This is a genomic window from Pseudomonas sp. LBUM1674, from assembly GCF_059695635.1.
Genome location: NZ_CP166779.1, coordinates 5,877,236 through 5,891,471, shown reverse-complemented (window position 1 = coordinate 5,891,471; position 14,236 = coordinate 5,877,236). Strand labels below are relative to the sequence as shown.

Genomic DNA, 14,236 nt, shown 5'->3' with positions numbered 1-14,236 from the left:
TAGCCCGCCTATTCGCCAAACTGACGATCAAAAAGGGCTTCGACAGCATAGGCCAGAGCGCCATCGGCTTGCTCCAGGAGATCGCTAAGATCGTCACGGTCGATCACCTGATTCCGGTGCAAGGCGTAAGCCTGTGTCAGCAGGGCTTTGTGATGAGATCCCGGGTGCTCTAGCAAAGCGGCCTCATCACGCAGCAGTGCTTGCCACAGCGCGATCGCGGAGGCTTGGTCGACTGACCTTCCACTATGTTCTTCGCTCATCGTGGGTTCCTGATGAGTGCTGTATGTATGAACAGTATATAGGTGGAGCGACGTCAAGCTATAGCGGGCCGATGAAGTGCTGGTTAGTGCAGTCAGGTGATGGCGTTGGCGAAAAACAGGAGGGTGAAGAAAAAAACTCTTGAAAAAGCACTTATCCCCCTCCCGCCGACGGGCCTTGTGTCCTTTTTTTGTGCAAATCCCTATGTAGTGAAAACGAACCTGCAGCCCAGGCGGGCCGTGGAGCCCTGCAGTGAATCGGCAATTGCACAGAGTGCAAAGTTTTGAAAGGAAATGAAGCGCGGTTGCAAAGTGGCGCTGTTGACGGTCAAGGAAGGTATAACGCTGAAAGCCCCGGTTTTACTGGGGGAAAAATTGGAAAACTTGGGTTTCGGTGTGTTTTCAAGAACGCGCACGATCTTTTTTTAGAGTGGCAGCCTGCATTCGGGGGAGATGCAAATTCCCCTACGGCCCATGTGGGGGAAGGGTTGCAGGCTGATTACAGCATTTCAAAGGGTTTCACTCCTCCAATGCAGCCGCCATACGGATATGAGGCAGTTTTTCAAACTTCTCTTGGCGCTTGTGTTCCGCCTCTACCAGGGGAACGAGTAGTTCATGCAGCATGACCCGGAGCTGTTCAGCCTTGGCTTCGCTCAGGCGTTTGACTGAACCGGTAAAACCGCTCGCGCATGACACCTGGTCCGGTTTGATCCCGATCATATCCATCGCGCCGTCAATGTAGCCACGCAGGTAGTGTCGGCGCCGAAATAAAATCCCGCTCGCACGGCCTTCTTTGTAATCCCAATGCACCTCCCACAGCTTCCCGTTTTTGATGACCTCGATGATGGGTATCGGTGCGCGGGGCATGAGGGGTTGCATTGGGGTTTCTCCTGGTCGATCTACTGAAAAAGGGGGGCTTGGAGGATACCGCCCAGGCTCCAGAAAAAAACCTTTTCTCGGTAACCCCCTCCAGACGTGTAAGTGGTGTCAGGAGTGTCAGAAAGCGGCTGAGAGCCCCGTGTTTGCTGGAGATAGTCACTTACAGTAGGAGTGTAGGAAACTGTAAGTGAAGTAGGGGCTAAGAAAAAAATCCTTATAAATCAATGGGTTGAGATAAATCTCACTTACAGTCGAAAACTGTATGCCAAAAACAGCCGTCTGACATCTCACTTACAGTTTTGAGAATCCTTAATCCCTTGATTTATAAGGGTTTAAGAGAGAATAGAACTCTCACTTACACTTCTTACATGTTTTTGAGGGTAGGACCGGAAAACTTTTTCCCATCGCATAGGGTGTGTGTGTCTGAGGCGCGGACACTCATTGCGGACTTGAGAAATCGGGCCTCTCACGCATGCCTCTCACCCGCTGGCCAGGTCATCCGGCAGTTGCTGCAGGAACCTGTCCGCGACGCAAAACAGGGGAGGGTGGTTAGGTGGCGTAAAAAAATGCGGTTACGCCATTTTTACGCCACCCATAAAAAAAGGCCTTGATAATCAAGGCCTTTCTTCATTGTCTTGGTGCCCCGAGGGAGACTCGAACTCCCACTTCTTGCGAAAACGGATTTTGAATCCGCCGCGTCTACCAATTCCGCCATCAGGGCTCAATGGCGGCGAAGTATAGAGATGAGATTACCGTTGGTCAATCAGGTTTCATGGAAAATTTTTGAGGTTTCCGCTAGACTTTGCGGCCCTGCTAGACGAACCCCATCATGCGCGTTGCTGACTTTACCTTCGAGCTCCCTGATTCGCTGATCGCCCGCCACCCTTTGGCTGAGCGTCGCAACAGTCGCCTGTTGACCCTGGATGGGGTCAGCGGCGCCCTGGCACACCGTCAATTCACTGATTTGCTCGAGCATTTGCGCCCGGGCGATTTGATGGTGTTCAACAATACCCGGGTGATTCCGGCGCGGCTGTTTGGCCAGAAGGCTTCCGGCGGCAAGCTGGAAATCCTGGTGGAGCGGGTGCTGGACAGCCATCGCGTACTGGCGCATGTGCGTTCCAGCAAGTCGCCCAAGCCCGGGTCGAAGATCCTGATCGACGGCGGTGGCGAGGCCGAGATGCTGGCGCGTCATGATGCGTTGTTCGAGTTGGGGTTTGCCGAAGAGGTGTTGCCGCTGCTGGATCGCGTCGGGCACATGCCGCTGCCGCCTTATATAGACCGCCCGGATGAAGGCTCGGACCGCGAGCGTTATCAGACGGTGTACGCCGAGCGCCTGGGCGCGGTGGCGGCGCCGACGGCGGGGCTGCATTTCGATCAGCCGCTGATGGAGGCGATTGCCGCCAAGGGCGTCGAGACGGCGTTCGTGACCTTGCACGTGGGTGCGGGCACGTTCCAGCCGGTGCGCGTCGAGAATATCGAAGACCACCACATGCACACTGAATGGCTGGAAGTCGGCCAGGACGTGGTGGATGCGGTTGCCGCCTGTCGCGCTCGTGGTGGCCGGGTAGTGGCCGTGGGGACCACCAGCGTGCGTTCCCTGGAAAGCGCCGCGCGCGATGGCGTGCTCAAGCCGTTCAGTGGCGATACCGACATTTTTATCTACCCGGGCCGGCCGTTTCATGTGGTCGATGCCCTGGTCACCAACTTCCATTTGCCCGAATCCACGCTGTTGATGCTGGTTTCGGCGTTCGCCGGTTATCCCGAAGCCATGGCCGCTTACAAAGCCGCTGTCGAGCATGGTTACCGCTTTTTCAGCTACGGTGATGCGATGTTTATCACCCGTAATCCCGCGCCACGCGGCCCAGAGGAAACAGAATGAGTCGTATGTCGTTTGAACTACTGGCCACCGACGGCAAGGCTCGTCGCGGTCGTTTGACCTTCCCGCGCGGTACCGTCGAGACCCCGGCCTTCATGCCGGTCGGTACCTATGGCACCGTGAAGGGCATGCTGCCGCGGGATATCACCGCGACCGGTGCCGAAATCATTCTGGGCAATACCTTCCACTTGTGGCTGCGTCCTGGCACTGAAGTGATCAAGAAGCACGGCGACCTGCACGATTTCATGCAGTGGAAAGGCCCGATCCTGACCGACTCCGGCGGTTTCCAGGTGTTCAGCCTCGGCGCGATGCGTAAGATCAAGGAGGAGGGCGTGACCTTCGCCTCTCCGGTCGATGGCGCCAAAGTGTTCATGGGCCCGGAAGAGTCGATGCAGGTCCAGCGCGATCTGGGCTCGGACATCGTGATGATTTTCGACGAATGCACCCCGTACCCGGCTGACGAAGATGTCGCTCGCGTGTCGATGGAGCTGTCGTTGCGCTGGGCCAAGCGTTCGAAAGAAGCCCATGGCGACAATACGGCGGCGCTGTTCGGCATCGTGCAGGGCGGCATGCACCAGGATTTGCGCATGCGCTCCCTGGAAGGCCTCGACAAGATCGGCTTCGATGGCCTGGCCATCGGCGGGCTGTCGGTGGGCGAGCCGAAGCACGAGATGATCAAGGTGCTGGATTACCTGCCGGGCCAGATGCCGGCTGACAAACCTCGTTACCTTATGGGCGTTGGCAAACCGGAAGATCTCGTGGAGGGTGTGCGCCGCGGTGTGGACATGTTCGATTGCGTGATGCCAACCCGTAATGCCCGCAATGGGCATCTGTTCGTTGATACAGGCGTGCTGAAGATCCGTAACGCGTTCCATCGCCATGATGATTCGCCGCTGGATCCAACCTGCGATTGCTACACCTGCCAGAACTTCTCCCGTGCTTACCTGCACCATCTGGACAAGTGCGGCGAAATGCTGGGTAGCATGTTGAATACCATCCACAATTTGCGCCATTACCAGGTGCTTATGGCTGGTTTGCGCGAGGCTATTCAACAGGGTACATTGGCCGCCTTTGTCGATGCCTTCTACGCCAAACGCGGACTTCCCGTTCCGCCTTTGGACTGAGTTTTCTGACCCCAAGATTCAACATTTGCAACTGGAGTGCTAAATGAGCTTTTTTATCTCTAACGCCATGGCTGATGCTGCTGCACCTGCTGCAGGCCCGATGGGCGGCGGCTTTGAGTGGATTTTCCTGGTCGGTTTCCTGGTCATCTTCTACCTGATGATCTGGCGTCCACAGGCCAAGCGCGCCAAAGAGCAGAAAAACCTGCTGAGCAGCCTGCAAAAAGGCGACGAAGTGGTGACCACCGGTGGTATCGCCGGCAAGATCACCAAAGTGGCCGACGATTTCGTGGTTCTGGAAGTGTCCGACACCATCGAAATGAAGTTCCAGAAGGGCGCCATCGCCGCCACGCTGCCAAAAGGCACGCTCAAAGCGATCTAAGTTTCAACTTCTACTCAATCGACGGGGCGCGCAAGGCGCCCCGCGTCATAAGCGGGCGGCGTGATGCTGAACAAATACCCTCTGTGGAAATACATTCTGATCCTGGCGGTGCTGGCGGTCGGTCTGGTGTATTCCGCTCCCAATTTATATCCTGATGACCCGGCCATTCAGATCAGCGGTGCAAGCACTTCGCTGCAGGTCACTCAGGCTGATCTGGATCGCGTGAGCGCAGCGCTCAAGGAATCCGGGATCAACGTCAAGGCGGCCACGCTGGCAGAGAGCGGCAAGGGCGGTCTGCTGCGCCTGACCAAGGCTGAAGACCAGCTGCCGGCCAAGGACGTTGTGCGCAAGGCATTGGGTGATGACTACGTCGTTGCACTGAACCTGGCGCAAACCACCCCGCAATGGCTGCGCAGCTTGGGCGCGCACCCGATGAAGCTGGGTCTGGACTTGTCCGGTGGTGTGCACTTCCTGCTGGAAGTGGACATGGACAAAGCCCTCGACGCGCGCCTGAAAGTCTACGAAGGCGACGTCAAGAGCCTGTTGCGTAAAGAGAAGCTGCGCTATCGCAGCCTGCCGCAAGTCGAGGGTGCCATTCAGCTGGGCTTCACCGATGAAGCAGCCCGCGAGCAAGCCCGTACCCTGATTCGCAAGAACTTCAACGATTTCGACATTGTTCCGGCCGACCTCAATGGCCAGCCGGTGCTGCGTCTGGCGATGACCCCGGCCAAGCTGGCGGAAATCCGCGAATACTCCATCAAGCAGAACTTGACCACGGTACGTAACCGCGTCAACGAGCTGGGTGTGGCCGAACCGATCGTTCAGCGCCAGGGCGCCAACCGCATCGTGGTTGAGCTGCCGGGCGTGCAGGACACTGCTGAAGCCAAGCGTATCCTCGGCAAGACGGCCAACCTCGAGTTCCGCCTGGCCGCCGAGCCGGGTGCTTCGAAAGCCACTTCCGAATCCTTCGAGTTCCGTGAAGGCAATCGTCCGTCGGCACAGATCGAGCGTGGCCTGATCATCACCGGTGACCAGGTCACCGACGCGAAGGCTGGCTTCGACGAGCGTGGCTCGCCGGAAGTGAACATCCGTCTGGATGGCCACGGTGGTGAGCTGATGAGTCGTGCGACTCGCAGCAGCGTCGGTCGCAGCATGGCGGTGATCTTCATCGAGCAGCGCCCGGTCACCACTTACGTCAAGCAAGTGGTCAACGGCGTCGAGAAAGACGTACCGGTTCAAACCTTCAAGGAAGAGAAGAAGATCATCAGCCTGGCGACCATCCAGTCGCCGCTGGGTGCTCAATTCCGCATCACCGGCCTGAACGGCCAGGGTGAGTCGTCCGAGCTGGCACTGCTGCTGCGTGCCGGTGGTCTGGCGGCGCCGATGTACTTCGCTGAAGAGCGCACCATTGGTCCGAGCCTGGGTGCCGACAACATCGTCAAGGGTGTCGATGCATCGCTGTGGGGCATGCTGTTCGTCTCGCTGTTCATCATTGCCATCTACCGCTTCTTCGGCATCATCGCCACCGTCGCGCTGGCGGTGAACATGGTGCTGTTGCTGGCCTTGATGTCGCTGCTGGGTGCCACGCTGACCCTGCCGGGTATTGCCGGTATCGTCTTGACCATGGGTATGGCGGTCGATGCCAACGTGCTGATCTTCTCGCGGATACGTGAAGAGATCGCGGCGGGCATGACCGTGCAACGGGCAATCAACGAAGGCTTCGGCCGGGCTTTCACCGCGATTCTCGACTCCAACCTGACCACGTTGCTGGTCGGCGGGATTCTCTTTGCCATGGGCACCGGCCCGGTGAAGGGCTTCGCAGTGACCATGTCCCTCGGGATCTTTACCTCGATGTTCACGGCCATCATGGTGACCCGCGCGATGGTCAACCTGATCTTCGGTGGTCGTGACTTCAAGAAGTTGTGGATTTAAGGGGCTGCCATGTTACGTACAATCAACTTCATGGGCGTTCGCAACGTTGCGTTCGGCGTCACATTGCTCCTTACGGTTCTGGCGTTGTTCAGCTGGTTCAGCAAGGGCCTGAACTACGGGCTGGACTTTACCGGCGGTACGCTCATCGAGCTGACCTACGAGCGTCCGGCCGACGTCACCAAGGTGCGTGAGCAGCTGACGGCGTCGGGTTACAGCGACGCCATCGTGCAAAGCTTTGGCGCGACCACCGATCTGCTGGTGCGCATGCCTGGCGAAGACCCGCAACTGGGTCACCAGGTGGCTGAAGCCTTGCAGAAGGCCGGCGGCGACAACCCGGCCGTGGTCAAGCGCGTCGAGTTCGTCGGTCCGCAGGTCGGTGAAGAGCTGCGCGACCAGGGCGGCCTGGGCATGCTGATGGCGCTGGGCGGCATCATGATCTACCTGGCGTTCCGCTTTCAGTGGAAGTTCGCGGTCGGCGCCATCGTTTCGCTGATCCACGACGTGGTGGTGACCCTGGGGATCCTCTCGTTCTTCCAGATCACCTTCGACCTGACGGTGCTGGCGGCGGTGCTGGCGATCATCGGTTACTCGCTGAACGACACCATTGTGGTATTCGACCGGGTTCGCGAGAACTTCCGTGTGCTGCGCAAGGCTTCGCTGATCGAGAACATCAACATCTCGACCACCCAAACCCTGCTGCGGACCATGGCGACTTCGATCTCCACCTTGCTGGCGATCGGCGCGCTGTTGATCTTCGGCGGCGACAACCTGTGGGGCTTCTCCATCGCGCTGTTCGTCGGTGTGATGGCGGGTACCTATTCGTCGATCTACATCGCCAACGTGGTGTTGATCTGGCTGAACCTCAGTACCGAAGACCTGATTCCTCCTGTGGTGACTGACAAGGAAGTCGACGACCGTCCTTGAAGGAACATTCCTCCAGCGGTGTCATCCAAAAAGGCGCGAGTTGAACTCGCGCCTTTTTTTATGCTCCAAGGCTGGGAGAAGCGCGGGCGTGTCCCGCATGTGATGGTCAGGAGGTTCATGTGAACAAGTCGTTGCTGGTTGGTGCGGTATTGGGTGCTGTCGGTGTGACTGCCGGGGGTGCTGTTGCCACCTACAGCCTGGTTAAAAGCGGCCCTGAGTATGCGCAAGTTCTAGCCGTTGAACCGGTCAAGACACAAATCAAGACGCCACGTGAAGTGTGCAAGGACGTAGCAGTGACCCGGCAGGCGCCGGTCAAAGATCAACACCAGATTCTCGGTACCGCCATCGGTGCCGTTGCGGGTGGTTTGCTCGGTAACCAGGTCGGCGGCGGTACGGGCAAGAAGATTGCCACGGTGGCCGGTGCGGTCGGCGGTGGTTATGCGGGTAACAAGGTGCAGGAAGGTATGCAGAATCGCGATACCTACACCACGACCCAGACCCGCTGTAACACGGTGAATGACATAAGTGACAAGGTTGTAGGATACGACGTGCGTTATTCGCTGGATGGCAAGGAAGGTAAAGTGCGGATGGATCGCGATCCGGGTAATCAGATTCCGGTCGACAAGGAAGGCAAGCTGGTGCTGTCGCAGAATGAGCCGGCTCAGTAAATAGCTGAACTTCAGATTGAAAAAGAAGCACCCTGCGGGGTGCTTTTTTTTGTGCCTGGAATGCGGGTTTGAAGTCACATCAAGACCCTGTGGGAGCGGGCTTGCCCGCGAAGGCGGCGTCACCCGCGCCATATTAGGTGGCTGACACTCCGCTTTCGCGGGCAAGCCCGCTCCCACAGGGTTATGTGGTGATTTGAAGAATGGAATTCCAGGCATAAAAAAAGCACCCCGAAGGGTGCTTTTTTGTGGCGGCTCGCTTAGCGCTTCAGCGAAGCCGGCAGGTGCGGCTGGATGGCCGTCAGCACTGCCTTGAAGCACTTGGTGTTACCGGCAACGATATGGCCTTTATCGAGGAAGTCGTGACCGCCGGTGAAGTCGCTCACCAAGCCGCCTGCTTCCTGGATCAGCAGGGCGCCTGCCGCCATGTCCCACTCGGACAGGCCCGACTCCCAGAAGGCGTCGAAACGGCCGGCAGCCACATAGGCCAGGTCCAGGCTCGCCGAGCCGGCGCGGCGGATGCCGGCGGTCTGGCCGACCAGGGCGCGGAACATGCCCAGGTAGTTGTCGAGGTTGTCCATCTGGTCATCGCGGAACGGGAAGCCGGTACCCAGCAGGGCGCCGTCCAGGCTGGTGCGACCGCTGACGCGCAGGCGACGACCGTTCAGTTGGGCGCCACGACCACGGCTGGCGGTGAATTCTTCCTGGCGAACCGGGTCCAGGACCACTGCGTGTTCCAGGCGACCGCGGTATTTGCAGGCGATGCTGACCGCGAAGTGAGGAATGCCGCGCAGGAAGTTGGTGGTGCCGTCCAGCGGATCGATGATCCACAGGTATTCTTCGCCTTCGATCCCGCTACCGGCGTGCATACCGGTTTCTTCACCCCTGATCGAGTGATTCGGGTAGGCCTTGCGCAGCGCGTCGATGATTTTCTGTTCGGCGGCGCGATCCACCTCGGACACGTAATCCTTGGCGTCTTTTTCGTCGACCTTGATGGTATCCAGGCGCTCGATGGAGCGGAAGATCAATTCACTGGCGCTGCGGGCGGCGCGCAGCGCGATATTCAGCATGGGCTGCATGGATGTGTCACCTAAGGTTGTTAAAGAAAGCCGGGCATTCTATCAGAAAGTTTCTACAGGTGAAGGACAGTGTGCGCTTTCATAGCTTAACGGTAGGAGGAACTGTAAGATTTGCTCCCCTTTGATGTGTTCGAGAGTGCCTCCCTTGCTGCAAAACATTCGTGTCGTCCTGGTCAATACCAGCCACCCCGGGAATATCGGCGGTGCTGCGCGTGCCATGAAGAACATGGGCCTGTCGCGGCTGGTACTGGTCGAACCGCGGTTGTTCCCGCACCACGAAGCGGATGCGCGTGCATCCGGTGCCGGGGATATCCTTGAAAACGCGCAAGTCGTCGCCACCCTGGAAGATGCCCTGGTTGGCTGCAATCTGGTGCTCGGCACCAGCGCCCGTGACCGGCGCATTCCCTGGCCGTTGCTCGATCCGCGCGAATGCGGGGTGAGGGTGGTCGAGGAGGCGGCGCAAGGCGCCGAAATTGCCCTGGTGTTCGGTCGTGAAGATTCCGGCCTGACCAATGACGAGCTGCAGCGATGTCATTATCACGTGCACATCCCATCAGACCCCGAGTTCAGTTCGCTGAACCTTGGGGCAGCGGTGCAGGTGCTGAGCTATGAAGTGCGCATGTCCTGGTTGGCGGCCCAAGGTCAGCCGAGCAAGGTCGAGAAGGATGAAGTGGCGTCCACCAAGAGTGGTGAGCTGGCGACCATGGATGAGCTGGAGCGGTTCTATGAGCACCTGGAACACACCCTGGTGGCCATTGAATTCCTCGATCCGGAAAAACCACGGCACTTGATGGCGCGCCTGCGCCGGTTGTACGGTCGAAGCTCGGTCAGCCGGGCGGAAATGAATATATTGCGTGGCATCCTCACGGAAACCCAGAAAGCGGCCCGTGGCGAGCTTCTAAAGCGGAAGGATTAATGATGTTCGAGCGTTTGCGTGAAGATATCCAGAGTGTTTTCCATCGTGACCCGGCGGCGCGTAACGCATTTGAAGTCTTGACCTGCTACCCGGGCATGCACGCCATCTGGATCCATCGGCTGTCGGCGGCCTTGTGGCGCGCAGAGCTCAAATGGCTGGCGCGGCTGGTGTCGAACTTCGGTCGCTGGTTGACCGGGATCGAGATTCATCCGGGGGCCAAGGTGGGTCGTCGTTTCTTTATTGACCATGGCATGGGCATTGTCATCGGTGAAACGGCCGAGATCGGCGATGACGTCACCCTTTATCAGGGTGTGACGCTCGGCGGTACCAGCTGGAATAAAGGCAAGCGTCACCCGACCCTGGAAGATGGTGTGGTGGTCGGTGCGGGTGCCAAGGTGCTCGGTCCATTCACTGTCGGTGCTGGCGCCAAGGTCGGCTCCAACGCGGTGGTGACCAAGGCTGTGCCGGCGGGCGCGACAGTGGTCGGCATTCCAGGGCGGATCATCGTCAAATCCGATGAAGAGACAGACGCCAAGCGCAAGGCCATGGCTGAAAAGATCGGCTTCGATGCCTACGGCGTTGGCGAAGACATGCCTGACCCGGTGGCGCGTGCCATCAATCAGTTGCTCGATCACCTGCAGGCAGTCGATGGCCGTCTGGAGGGTATGTGCGGCGCGCTGAAGGACCTGGGCAGTAATTACTGCGCCAAGGACCTGCCTGAACTGCGCGAGGAAGATTTTGCGTGTGTGAAGGACAAGGATCAGAGTCAGGCCAGTTAAACCGAGTCGGCTTCATCGCGGGCAAGCCCGCTCCCACATGAATTGCGCCAAGCCCGCCATCGAAGGCAAACGCAGATCCCTGTGGGAGCGGGCTTGCCCGCGATGAACGATAACTCGGTAATACTGGCTGTACGCCGCCAGCCTTTGCTATGATGCGGCCGCTCTTTTGCGGGTAATCCTGACTAAAGTACTAGGTCTTATAGTTGACTTAAATACTCGGGAATTGCATACTCGCCCCATTCCGAACTCCGTGGTAATTGTCCATGCGACTGACTACAAAAGGCCGATACGCCGTGACCGCCATGCTCGACCTGGCGTTACACGCGCAGCACGGGCCGGTGTCCCTGGCCGATATCTCCGAGCGCCAAGGCATCTCCCTGTCCTACCTCGAACAGCTGTTCGCCAAGCTGCGTCGCAGCAACCTGGTGTCCAGTGTCCGCGGTCCGGGCGGCGGCTACCAGCTGTCGCGCGACATGCAGGGCATCCAGGTCGCCCAGGTGATCGATGCGGTGAACGAATCGGTCGATGCCACCAAGTGCCAGGGCCAGGGCGATTGCCATCACGGCGACACCTGCCTGACCCACCATTTGTGGTGCGATCTGAGCCTGCAGATTCACGAATTTCTGAGCGGTATCAGCTTGGCTGACCTTGTCACTCGCCGTGAGGTACAAGAAGTAGCCCAGCGTCAGGATCAGCGCCGTTGCAACAGCAAGGCGCCACGCCTGGACAAGATTGAAGCGTCCGCCGTCGAATGACAGCCAAAGAGCTAGCGGTACGCCAGCCAGCCTGATTTAGGAGATAGTCCATGAAATTGCCGATTTACCTTGATTACTCTGCGACCACCCCGGTTGATCCGCGTGTCGCGCAAAAGATGAGTGAATGCCTGCTGGTCGACGGAAACTTCGGTAACCCGGCGTCCCGTTCCCACGTGTTCGGCTGGAAAGCTGAAGAGTCCGTCGAAAACGCTCGTCGCCAGGTCGCTGACCTGGTCAACGCCGACCCGCGTGAAATCGTCTGGACCTCCGGTGCCACCGAATCCGACAACCTGGCAATCAAGGGCGCGGCACATTTCTATGCCACCAAAGGCAAGCACCTGATCACCACCAAGATCGAGCACAAGGCTGTCCTGGACACCATGCGCCAACTGGAGCGTGAAGGTTTCGAAGTGACTTACATCGAGCCTCGCACTGATGGCCTGGTCACGCCTGAGATGGTTGAAGCGGCCCTGCGTGACGACACCATCCTGGTTTCGGTCATGCACGTGAACAACGAAATCGGCACCGTCAACGACATCGCCGCCATCGGCGAACTGACCCGCTCCAGGGGCATCCTGTTCCACGTCGACGCGGCCCAGTCCACCGGCAAGGTCGAGATCGACCTGTCGAAACTGAAAGTCGACATGATGTCGTTCTCTGCCCACAAGACCTACGGTCCCAAAGGCATCGGCGCACTCTACGTCAGCCGCAAGCCGCGTGTTCGCATCGAAGCGACCATGCACGGCGGCGGTCACGAACGTGGCATGCGTTCCGGCACCCTGGCGACCCATCAGATCGTCGGCATGGGTGAAGCCTTCCGTGTGGCCAAGGAAGACATGGCTGCCGAGAACGTGCGGATCAAAGCCCTGAGCGACCGCTTCTTCAAACAGGTCGAAGGCCTGGAAGAGCTGTACATCAACGGCAGCATGACCGCCCGCGTACCGCACAACCTGAACCTGAGCTTCAACTACGTCGAAGGCGAATCGCTGATCATGGCGCTCAAGGACCTGGCGGTTTCGTCCGGTTCGGCCTGCACCTCGGCTTCCCTTGAGCCTTCGTACGTACTGCGCGCCCTGGGCCGCAACGACGAACTGGCACACAGCTCGATTCGCTTCACCTTCGGTCGTTTCACCACCGAAGAAGAAATCGACTACGCCGCGCAGAAAGTCTGCGAGGCCGTTACCAAGCTGCGCACCTTGTCGCCGCTGTGGGACATGTACAAAGACGGTGTCGACATTTCGAAAATCGAGTGGGCGGCACACTGATTTCAAGTCGCCGCAAAACAGCCCTGCCAACCTTCGGGCGCAGGGCCTCAAGAGCGACTCTCTGATGAGTGAGGATTAAGAATCATGGCTTACAGCGAAAAGGTCATCGACCACTACGAAAACCCGCGCAACGTCGGCAAGATGGACGCGGAAGACCCTGATGTCGGCACCGGCATGGTCGGCGCCCCGGCGTGCGGCGACGTGATGCGTCTGCAAATCAAGGTCAACGAAGCTGGCATCATCGAAGACGCCAAGTTCAAGACCTACGGTTGCGGTTCGGCGATCGCCTCCAGCTCCCTGGCGACCGAGTGGATGAAAGGCAAGACTCTGGATGAAGCAGAGACCATCAAGAACACTCAGCTGGCCGAAGAACTGGCCTTGCCGCCGGTGAAAATTCACTGCTCCGTACTTGCTGAAGACGCTATCAAAGCGGCCGTTCGCGACTACAAGCAGAAGAAAGGCTTGATCTGACTTTCAAGTTTTGGCGACGAGTAAGGAGTCACCGATGGCTATCAGCATGACAGAAGCGGCAGCTCAACACGTGCGACGCTCCCTCAATGGGCGCGGCAAAGGTGAAGGGATTCGTCTGGGTGTTCGCACCACAGGCTGTTCCGGCCTTGCCTACGTGCTGGAGTTCGTCGACGAGGTGGTCGCAGAGGACCAGGTGTTCGAAAGTCACGGCGAGAAAGTGATCATCGACCCGAAAAGCCTGGCCTACCTGGACGGCACCGAGCTCGATTTCGTCAAGGAAGGGTTGAACGAAGGCTTCAAGTTCAACAACCCCAACGTGCGCGGTGAATGTGGCTGCGGCGAAAGCTTCAATATCTGAGGCTTCTAGTGGGTACTCCTTGTCATTTCGCTTTATTTGAGCTGCAACCGAGTTTCAATCTGGACCTCGATCAGCTGGCCACGCGCTACCGTGAGTTGGCGCGCGGTGTTCATCCGGACCGCTTTGCCGACGCTTCCGAGCGTGAGCAACGGCTGGCGCTAGAGCAATCCGCGAGCCTCAACGAGGCCTACCAGACGCTCAAGAGTCCCCCCAAGCGCGCGCGTTACCTGCTCGCCATGGGTGGTCGCGAGCTGCCGCTGGAGGTCACGGTGCATGATCCGGCGTTCCTTTTGCAGCAAATGGAGCTGCGTGAAGAGCTCGAAGACCTGCAGGACAGTGCCGACATGGCCGGGATTGCAGCGTTCAAGCGTCGCCTGAAAACCGCTCAGGATGAACTGAACCAAAGTTTCGCAGCCTGTTGGAATGATGCAGCGCAACGTGAACAGGCCGAACGCCTGATGCGGCGCATGCAGTTCCTCGACAAGCTCACCTACGAAGTGCGCCAGTTAGAAGAGCGCCTCGACGATTAACCCAGTGCCGCTCCGGTCGCACGCCTGATATACAGATAAGTCCTGAT

General features: G+C 58.6%; 16 protein-coding genes and 1 tRNA gene. 13 read left to right on the top strand and 4 right to left on the bottom strand.

Annotated features, from left to right (window positions below; all coding sequences use genetic code 11):
* Positions 1–8 precede the first annotated feature (8 nt).
* The 3 genes from ACA067_RS27015 to ACA067_RS27005 all read right to left on the bottom strand — a co-directional run bounded on the left by ACA067_RS27015 (position 9) and on the right by ACA067_RS27005 (position 1,857).
* Positions 9–260: a hypothetical protein gene (locus ACA067_RS27015; RefSeq protein ID WP_497459280.1), complete on the bottom strand. Its 252-nt coding sequence runs from the start codon at positions 258–260 to the stop codon at positions 9–11.
* Positions 261–776: 516 nt separating this feature from the next.
* On the bottom strand, positions 777–1,136 hold the full coding sequence (locus ACA067_RS27010) for a hypothetical protein (RefSeq protein ID WP_497459279.1): 360 nt from the start codon (positions 1,134–1,136) through the stop codon (positions 777–779).
* A gap of 636 nt (positions 1,137–1,772) precedes the next feature.
* Positions 1,773–1,857 (bottom strand) — tRNA-Leu (locus ACA067_RS27005).
* Between the two features lie 108 nt (positions 1,858–1,965).
* Between ACA067_RS27005 and queA the strand changes: the two genes are divergently transcribed.
* The 6 genes from queA to ACA067_RS26975 all read left to right on the top strand — a co-directional run bounded on the left by queA (position 1,966) and on the right by ACA067_RS26975 (position 8,039).
* On the top strand, positions 1,966–3,015 hold the full coding sequence (gene queA / locus ACA067_RS27000) for a tRNA preQ1(34) S-adenosylmethionine ribosyltransferase-isomerase QueA (RefSeq protein WP_497459278.1): 1,050 nt from the start codon (positions 1,966–1,968) through the stop codon (positions 3,013–3,015).
* A gap of 5 nt (positions 3,016–3,020) precedes the next feature.
* Entirely contained in the window at positions 3,021–4,136 is a 1,116-nt protein-coding gene (gene tgt, locus ACA067_RS26995; RefSeq protein WP_497462853.1) for a tRNA guanosine(34) transglycosylase Tgt, read from the top strand.
* Between the two features lie 43 nt (positions 4,137–4,179).
* Positions 4,180–4,515 (top strand): preprotein translocase subunit YajC, encoded by a 336-nt coding sequence (gene yajC, locus ACA067_RS26990; RefSeq protein ID WP_008147715.1) that lies wholly within the window; start codon positions 4,180–4,182, stop codon positions 4,513–4,515.
* Positions 4,516–4,578: 63 nt separating this feature from the next.
* A complete protein-coding gene (gene secD / locus ACA067_RS26985) occupies positions 4,579–6,447 on the top strand; it encodes a protein translocase subunit SecD (RefSeq protein ID WP_497459277.1) in 1,869 nt (622 codons plus the stop codon).
* Between the two features lie 9 nt (positions 6,448–6,456).
* Positions 6,457–7,371 (top strand): protein translocase subunit SecF, encoded by a 915-nt coding sequence (gene secF / locus ACA067_RS26980; RefSeq protein ID WP_497459276.1) that lies wholly within the window; start codon positions 6,457–6,459, stop codon positions 7,369–7,371.
* Between the two features lie 119 nt (positions 7,372–7,490).
* On the top strand, positions 7,491–8,039 hold the full coding sequence (locus ACA067_RS26975; protein ID WP_187677955.1) for a glycine zipper 2TM domain-containing protein: 549 nt from the start codon (positions 7,491–7,493) through the stop codon (positions 8,037–8,039).
* Between the two features lie 257 nt (positions 8,040–8,296).
* Here ACA067_RS26975 and suhB read toward each other — a convergent pair whose 3' ends face one another.
* Complete coding sequence (suhB, locus tag ACA067_RS26970) at positions 8,297–9,115, bottom strand: type III secretion system regulator SuhB (RefSeq protein WP_497459275.1); 819 nt, start codon at positions 9,113–9,115, stop codon at positions 8,297–8,299.
* 145 nt (positions 9,116–9,260) lie between these two features.
* On the opposite strand from suhB, the gene trmJ reads away from it, so the two are divergent.
* From trmJ to hscB, 7 genes are all read left to right on the top strand, one after another.
* Positions 9,261–10,031 (top strand): tRNA (cytosine(32)/uridine(32)-2'-O)-methyltransferase TrmJ, encoded by a 771-nt coding sequence (trmJ, locus tag ACA067_RS26965; protein WP_497459274.1) that lies wholly within the window; start codon positions 9,261–9,263, stop codon positions 10,029–10,031.
* A 2-nt stretch (positions 10,032–10,033) separates the two neighbouring features.
* A complete protein-coding gene (cysE, locus tag ACA067_RS26960; RefSeq protein WP_497459273.1) occupies positions 10,034–10,810 on the top strand; it encodes a serine O-acetyltransferase in 777 nt (258 codons plus the stop codon).
* 263 nt (positions 10,811–11,073) lie between these two features.
* The gene (gene iscR, locus ACA067_RS26955) at positions 11,074–11,565 is read left to right on the top strand and encodes a Fe-S cluster assembly transcriptional regulator IscR (protein WP_150748552.1); all 492 of its coding nucleotides are present in this window, start codon (positions 11,074–11,076) and stop codon (positions 11,563–11,565) included.
* 50 nt (positions 11,566–11,615) lie between these two features.
* Positions 11,616–12,830, top strand: coding sequence for an IscS subfamily cysteine desulfurase (locus ACA067_RS26950; RefSeq protein WP_497459272.1), 1,215 nt, complete (start codon positions 11,616–11,618; stop codon positions 12,828–12,830).
* An 84-nt stretch (positions 12,831–12,914) separates the two neighbouring features.
* The gene (iscU, locus tag ACA067_RS26945) at positions 12,915–13,301 is read left to right on the top strand and encodes a Fe-S cluster assembly scaffold IscU (protein WP_028620148.1); all 387 of its coding nucleotides are present in this window, start codon (positions 12,915–12,917) and stop codon (positions 13,299–13,301) included.
* Between the two features lie 34 nt (positions 13,302–13,335).
* Complete coding sequence (gene iscA / locus ACA067_RS26940; RefSeq protein ID WP_007903589.1) at positions 13,336–13,659, top strand: iron-sulfur cluster assembly protein IscA; 324 nt, start codon at positions 13,336–13,338, stop codon at positions 13,657–13,659.
* 8 nt (positions 13,660–13,667) lie between these two features.
* Positions 13,668–14,189, top strand: coding sequence for a co-chaperone HscB (gene hscB / locus ACA067_RS26935; RefSeq protein WP_150798970.1), 522 nt, complete (start codon positions 13,668–13,670; stop codon positions 14,187–14,189).
* Positions 14,190–14,236: the final 47 nt, after the last annotated feature.

Coding starts and splice junctions, on each gene's coding strand:
- suhB (WP_497459275.1), bottom strand. CDS start 9,115: ATGCAGCCCATGCTGAATATCGCGCTGCGCGCCGCCCGCAGCGCCAGT.
- secD (WP_497459277.1), top strand. CDS start 4,579: ATGCTGAACAAATACCCTCTGTGGAAATACATTCTGATCCTGGCGGTG.
- yajC (WP_008147715.1), top strand. CDS start 4,180: ATGAGCTTTTTTATCTCTAACGCCATGGCTGATGCTGCTGCACCTGCT.
- iscR (WP_150748552.1), top strand. CDS start 11,074: ATGCGACTGACTACAAAAGGCCGATACGCCGTGACCGCCATGCTCGAC.
- ACA067_RS27015 (WP_497459280.1), bottom strand. CDS start 260: ATGAGCGAAGAACATAGTGGAAGGTCAGTCGACCAAGCCTCCGCGATC.
- cysE (WP_497459273.1), top strand. CDS start 10,034: ATGTTCGAGCGTTTGCGTGAAGATATCCAGAGTGTTTTCCATCGTGAC.
- tgt (WP_497462853.1), top strand. CDS start 3,021: ATGTCGTTTGAACTACTGGCCACCGACGGCAAGGCTCGTCGCGGTCGT.
- ACA067_RS27010 (WP_497459279.1), bottom strand. CDS start 1,136: ATGCAACCCCTCATGCCCCGCGCACCGATACCCATCATCGAGGTCATC.
- secF (WP_497459276.1), top strand. CDS start 6,457: ATGTTACGTACAATCAACTTCATGGGCGTTCGCAACGTTGCGTTCGGC.
- iscU (WP_028620148.1), top strand. CDS start 12,915: ATGGCTTACAGCGAAAAGGTCATCGACCACTACGAAAACCCGCGCAAC.
- iscA (WP_007903589.1), top strand. CDS start 13,336: ATGGCTATCAGCATGACAGAAGCGGCAGCTCAACACGTGCGACGCTCC.
- queA (WP_497459278.1), top strand. CDS start 1,966: ATGCGCGTTGCTGACTTTACCTTCGAGCTCCCTGATTCGCTGATCGCC.
- ACA067_RS26950 (WP_497459272.1), top strand. CDS start 11,616: ATGAAATTGCCGATTTACCTTGATTACTCTGCGACCACCCCGGTTGAT.